Source organism: Propionimicrobium lymphophilum DSM 4903 (assembly GCF_000423485.1).
Lineage (GTDB): Bacteria > Actinomycetota > Actinomycetes > Propionibacteriales > Propionibacteriaceae > Propionimicrobium > Propionimicrobium lymphophilum.
Window position 1 is genome coordinate 1 of record NZ_AUIB01000017.1, and the last position, 5,049, is coordinate 5,049.

A 5,049-nucleotide genomic window follows, 5' to 3' on the forward strand; every position below is an offset into this window, starting at 1 on the left:
GAAGCCCCATAATCCTCAGTGGCTTGTGCCAGGCCGATAGCATTACGAGCCATCGCAATCGGCGAATAACCGACCAGCCCGTCAAAACCGAGACCTGGGATGTGCAGCACATCTGCTGGGGTCAGCCGGACGGTTTTGTATTCGCCTGCCGGCTCATCCCAGGAAGTCTGGTACTCGTAATACAGCTGATTAGTGTCCAGGTCACGGCCCACGCTCATCCGATTCGGTTGCAACGGATACAAGCCGATCACCTCGCCCAAGCCGTTGCGCACGATCTGGGCAAACGCATTACCCCACAACAACAAATGCGTCATCAACGTTTCCCGGAACACGAAGCTCGTCATCTCGGGGTTCGGTTCATCATGCAACAACCGGTATAAGGGGTGGTCGAGGGCTTTTTCCTTGCCGCCACCGTCCTTGTAACGGTATACGTGCAGTGGTAGCCCGGCTATCGCCTCAGCCAAAATCCGCACGCAGCCATAGACAGCGGTCATCTGCATCGCGCTACGCTCAGTCACTGGACGGCCAGAAGATGTTGGCCCAAATAGAAACGAATAGGACGATGTTAGCTGGTGGTTTTTAGCTTCGCGCGCTTTGGGGCGTAGCCAGTTTCTTAGGCCCATATAAGTTCCTTTCTGGGTATGCGAAAATAGCTCTATGAACAAGGCCGGTACTTCGCATCTTCCCGTGCTAGGGGTAGGGCCTATCTATGTATCGGGTATTTTCGCGCTCACGGTCACGGCGAGCGTTCTCAGCTACTTAGGTCTCGCATCAAACGGCGCTATCGCTAACGCGTGGATACGAATACTCATGATTGCGGCAGGCCTACTCGTGATTGTGGAGGCCGTAGTTGTGTGGTGTGCGGCTGTCTTTGGCTCTCACATGGTCCAAAGTGTCAAGACCGGCAAGCTAATGACCAGCGGGATTTACGCGTGGGTGCGCCACCCCGTTTACGCAGCCTTTTTGCTGTTGAACTGTGGCCTCTTGCTCGTGCAAGCAAACTGGTGGCTGCTAGCCCTACCAGTGATTTATTGGATAGGTCTGAGCGTCTTGATGAAACACACTGAAGAGCGCTGGCTAGAAAACAAATTCGGTGACGAATACACCCGATATGCCGCCCGCGTTAACCGCATCCTTCCCTGGCCACCTCACAGCACCAGCAGTCCCCGAGAATCATAAACAGAGCTCGCCTCTGGGGCGTTGCCACCCCTGATGGCACGATCCAAGGCCATGATGGTTGCGACCACGCCGTCGATCTTCTCAGTAGACTTCTGCTTATCCGGCTTAATGTTGCCAGCTGGGTCGGTGCGCACGTGAATGTTATCGACCATCCAAGCCAGCACCGGGTGACCGCCATGGGCGAGCCTGCCCTCTAACGCCAACTTCATCAGTTCCTTGGAGGGTGGGGACATGTCTTTGAAGCCTTGCCCAAACGGCACCACCGTGAAACCCATGTCTTGCAGGTTTTGGGACATTTGGACGGCACCCCACCTGTCGAACGCGATCTCACGAATATCGAACCGGGTGCCCAGATCCTCAATGAACTTCTCGATGTGCCCGTAGTGAACAACGTTACCCTCAGTGGTCTCTAAGAATCCCTGTTGGTTCCATAGGTCGTATGGGACGTGATCGCGGGCGACTCGCAGTTTCAGGTTGTCTTCAGGTATCCAAAACCACGGCGCAACCGTGTATTTATCGTCATCGCCGTCGGGTGGAAAGACGAGAACGAACGCGGTGATGTCAGTAGTGGAGGCAAGGTCGAGGCCGCCATAACAAACACGCCCCTCAAGCTCACCCAGGTCAACCGGGGCTGAGTTATTGTTCCAGATGTGCATCGGCATCCACCGCACCGACTGCTTCACCCACTGGTTGAGCCGCAGCTGTCTGAAGGTGTTCTCTTCAGCCGGGTTCTGTCGGGCACTATTGCAGGCTGCCCGTACTTTCTCGATCGGAACCGTCACATCAAGGCTCGGGTTAGCTTTCGCCCACACGGCCTCGTCCGTCCAATCATCATCTGCCTCGGCACCATAAATCACCGGATAAAACGTGGGGTCGATCTTCTTGCCATCCAGGATGTCCTCAGCCTTTTGGTGCTGCTCGTAGCAGATGCTGTGGGTATCGGTGCCTGCTGTGGTGATCAAGAAATACAGCGGCTGGGTACGAGCGTCCCCTGAGCCCTTGGTCATGACATCAAACAAGGCCCGGTTGGGTTGGGTATGCAGCTCATCGAAAACCACCCCGGAGATGTTGAACCCATGCTTGGAGTACGCCTCCGCCGAGAGCACCTGGTAGAAGCTTTTGGTCGGCTTGTAGATGATGCGCTTTTGGGAGGACAGGATCTTCACCCGCTTCGATAGGGCCGGTGATTGGCGGATCATGTCGGCGGCGACCTCGAAGACGATGCTGGCTTGCTGCCGGTCGGCCGCGCACCCGTAGACCTCGGCGGCTTGCTCCCCGTCCCCGCACGTCAAAAGCAGCGCGATCGCGGCAGCCAACTCGGACTTACCCATCTTCTTCGGAATCTCCACATACGCGGTCGTGAACTGGCGGAAACCATCCGGCTTTACCGTGCCGAACAGGTCGCGGACGATGCGTTCTTGCCAGTCCAGGAGTTTGAAAGGTTTACCGGCCCAGCGGCCCTTCGTATGCTTAAGCGCTTGGATAAACGCGACCGCATAGTCGGCTTTGGTCTTGTTGTAGGTGGAGCCTGCGACCATGAACCTGGTCGGCTCATAGAAGCTAGCTTCATGATTCACGGCAACGCTTCCTTATCTTTTGGGCATAAAAAATGGCCACCGCGATAGTGACCTCCTTAACCAGCAGCACAACCACACCTGGTTGGGCCGCATTCATTTGAAATTGTTCAATCGATACCTGTGCTAGTCGCGGGCGGTAACCATGCCGATAGCCCAGGCAAAAGCGTGCCCCCGATCACTGAAGGCTTCATCCGACTCGGCAGCGAGCATGACTGAGGTGCGGGCGTCATCGCCACCACAAGCGAGGATGCTAAAGATCGCGCCGTAATGATCGTATGCGCCGCCCTCGTTGTTCCAAATGCGGTTGGAGGCAATAATCTGATCGCCGTAGACCATGGCGTGGCCGCGGACCTTGAAATATTTCTTGACTTGGGTGGCAGTCCTCAAGGCGGTGAGTTCGCTGTTCATCTCGGTTCCTTCCGGCTTGTTGTTTTGTTATGTACATACAGCCATAGCCTCGCGCACTTATCCAGTCTCATTTTCCCTAGTCAGCCACTATTTTTGAGGTATTTTCCTACCTAGATGAGTTGCCATTGATCAACCCCTTCAACTAGTCCCAGCGCGGAGCCGTTATCCCAGTCGACGTGAACCGTGCCCACGGCATCAACGAACAAGACCGTGCCCTCACTGTCGGGTTCCAGATCAGTGTAGGGGTCTTCGCAAGACACCAGCCGCACCCGCCGGCCTGCTACCAGCTCCTCTCCAGTCTCGGAAGATCTTTCGCTTTTCAGCGGTTTCTCGAAATCGAAGGTATTCATGCCGCCACCTCCCCGTCTTCAAACCAGGCCCGAATGATCTTTAGGTAGTCGTCTGGGTAGCGGCGTATACATTCGGTAACCAGATTTGATCCGCGCTCGCGAGCGTTTCGGTAGGTTTCTTCAAGATTCTCTGGTTCGATTCCTGCCTCGAGTAGCTCGGCTAGTTCGAGGTGTAGTTCGCTGATCATGTCCAACACTCCTTCATCGTGTTTTCCCTTGCCGGGGGTTGTTTTTTTGGTCATGTACATACACGCTCTATTTGGCAGAAATATCCAGTCATTTCGCGAAGAATGCCAAGAATTTATTTGCCCCGCTCCACCTGCTTAACCAAATCCAGGTACGAGTATTCTTTGCCGCCACGAGTACAGGTGATACCAGCAGCATCCCCGGTCGCTTCGGCATAGCGGCGCAAAACAACGGACGCGTATTTCTCATCCAGCTCCATGCAATAACAGGTGCGGTCGATGGCTTCTGCAGCCATCAAAGTCGAACCAGAACCAGCAAAAGTATCCAGCACGATGCCGTTAGCTTGGGTCGAATTCTTGATCGGGTAAGCCAACAAATCCAGCGGTTTAGATGTCGGGTGGTCGGAGTTTTTGCGGGGCTTATTAAAGTTCCACACCGTCGTCTGCCTACGATCCGAATACCAAGCGTGACGGCCGTCTTTCTTCCAGCCATACAGCACCGGTTCGTGACACCACTGATACGGGCTTCTGCCCAGTACCAGGGAGTCTTTGACCCAGATACAACAGCCCGACAGATAAAAACCCGCATCACCAAAGGCGCGCCTGAAGTTGAGGCCTTCGGTGTCTGCATGGAAAACATAGGCCGACCCACCCTTAGCAAGCGCGCCTGCCATATTGGTGAACGCAGTCAACAGAAACTCATAAAACGCGTTAGCGTCTTGCTTATCACCAGCAATCTTCAAGCCACTAGATGATTTGAAGTCCACGTTGTAAGGCGGGTCCGTGACCACCAGATTCGCGCGCTTCCCGCTCATGAGTGTTTCGACGTCGGCGGGGTTGGTGGCGTCCCCACACACCAGCCGGTGGCGACCAACCCTCCAGATATCTCCGCGTTGGACGAAGGCAGCGGCCTCCAGCGCAGCCGTTAGATCGAAACCATCATCCTCAATGGAGTCGTCGTCGAGGGAGCCGATCAGGGACTGTATTTCTGCCTCATCGAAGCCTGTTAGTTCGGCATCAAAATCGGCTGCATCCAGATCTGCAATCAACAGGGCGAGTTTAGATTCATCCCAGTCACCTGAAATCTTGTTGAGGGCAACATTGAGAGCTTTTTCTCGGGTCTCATCCAGCTCGACTACGACGCAGTCCACGGTTTCATAACCTAGATCAGCAAGTACTTTCAGCCGTTGGTGGCCTCCTACGACCTGCCCGGTTACTTTGTTCCAGATGACCGGCTCTACATACCCAAACTCCGTGAGACTACGCTTCAACTTTTCGTAGTCGGGGTCGCCGGGTTTCAGGTCTTTGCGGGGATTGTAGTCAGCCGGGGTGAGTTTACTTAGTGGCAGG

7 protein-coding genes are annotated in these 5,049 nt (G+C 54.9%); 1 reads left to right on the plus strand and 6 read right to left on the minus strand.

Translation table 11 applies throughout. From position 1 onward, the window contains the following. On the minus strand, positions 1-500 hold a 500-nt coding region (locus tag G556_RS10625), incomplete at its 3' end, for a phage portal protein (RefSeq protein ID WP_028822296.1). 157 nt (positions 501-657) lie between these two features. Here G556_RS10625 and G556_RS0107290 point away from each other — a divergent pair. Next, complete coding sequence (locus G556_RS0107290; protein ID WP_028822290.1) at positions 658-1,179, plus strand: methyltransferase family protein; 522 nt, start codon at positions 658-660, stop codon at positions 1,177-1,179. Here G556_RS0107290 and G556_RS0107295 read toward each other — a convergent pair. The 5 genes from G556_RS0107295 to G556_RS0107315 all read right to left on the minus strand — a co-directional run bounded on the left by G556_RS0107295 (position 1,149) and on the right by G556_RS0107315 (position 5,048). Continuing rightward, positions 1,149-2,756, minus strand: a complete 1,608-nt coding sequence (locus G556_RS0107295; protein ID WP_028822291.1) for a terminase large subunit — start codon at positions 2,754-2,756, stop codon at positions 1,149-1,151. The genes G556_RS0107290 and G556_RS0107295 overlap by 31 nt on opposite strands. 123 nt (positions 2,757-2,879) lie before the next feature. Continuing rightward, complete coding sequence (locus G556_RS0107300; RefSeq protein WP_028822292.1) at positions 2,880-3,164, minus strand: Nmad4 family putative nucleotide modification protein; 285 nt, start codon at positions 3,162-3,164, stop codon at positions 2,880-2,882. Positions 3,165-3,274: 110 nt separating this feature from the next. Beyond that, the gene (locus tag G556_RS0107305; RefSeq protein WP_028822293.1) at positions 3,275-3,514 is read right to left on the minus strand and encodes a DUF4314 domain-containing protein; all 240 of its coding nucleotides are present in this window, start codon (positions 3,512-3,514) and stop codon (positions 3,275-3,277) included. Beyond that, positions 3,511-3,756, minus strand: a complete 246-nt coding sequence (locus G556_RS0107310; RefSeq protein WP_155941781.1) for a cell division protein — start codon at positions 3,754-3,756, stop codon at positions 3,511-3,513. Before G556_RS0107310 ends, G556_RS0107305 begins: the two co-directional genes overlap by 4 nt. 59 nt (positions 3,757-3,815) lie before the next feature. Next, positions 3,816-5,048 (minus strand): site-specific DNA-methyltransferase, encoded by a 1,233-nt coding sequence (locus tag G556_RS0107315; protein ID WP_028822295.1) that lies wholly within the window; start codon positions 5,046-5,048, stop codon positions 3,816-3,818. Position 5,049 lies beyond the last annotated feature (1 nt).

Excerpts from the sequence above, each read along its gene's own strand:
- G556_RS0107290 (WP_028822290.1), top strand. The coding sequence starts at position 658 with ATGAACAAGGCCGGTACTTCGCATCTTCCCGTGCTAGGGGTAGGGCCT.
- G556_RS0107300 (WP_028822292.1), bottom strand. The coding sequence starts at position 3,164 with ATGAACAGCGAACTCACCGCCTTGAGGACTGCCACCCAAGTCAAGAAA.
- G556_RS0107305 (WP_028822293.1), bottom strand. The coding sequence starts at position 3,514 with ATGAATACCTTCGATTTCGAGAAACCGCTGAAAAGCGAAAGATCTTCC.
- G556_RS0107310 (WP_155941781.1), bottom strand. The coding sequence starts at position 3,756 with ATGACCAAAAAAACAACCCCCGGCAAGGGAAAACACGATGAAGGAGTG.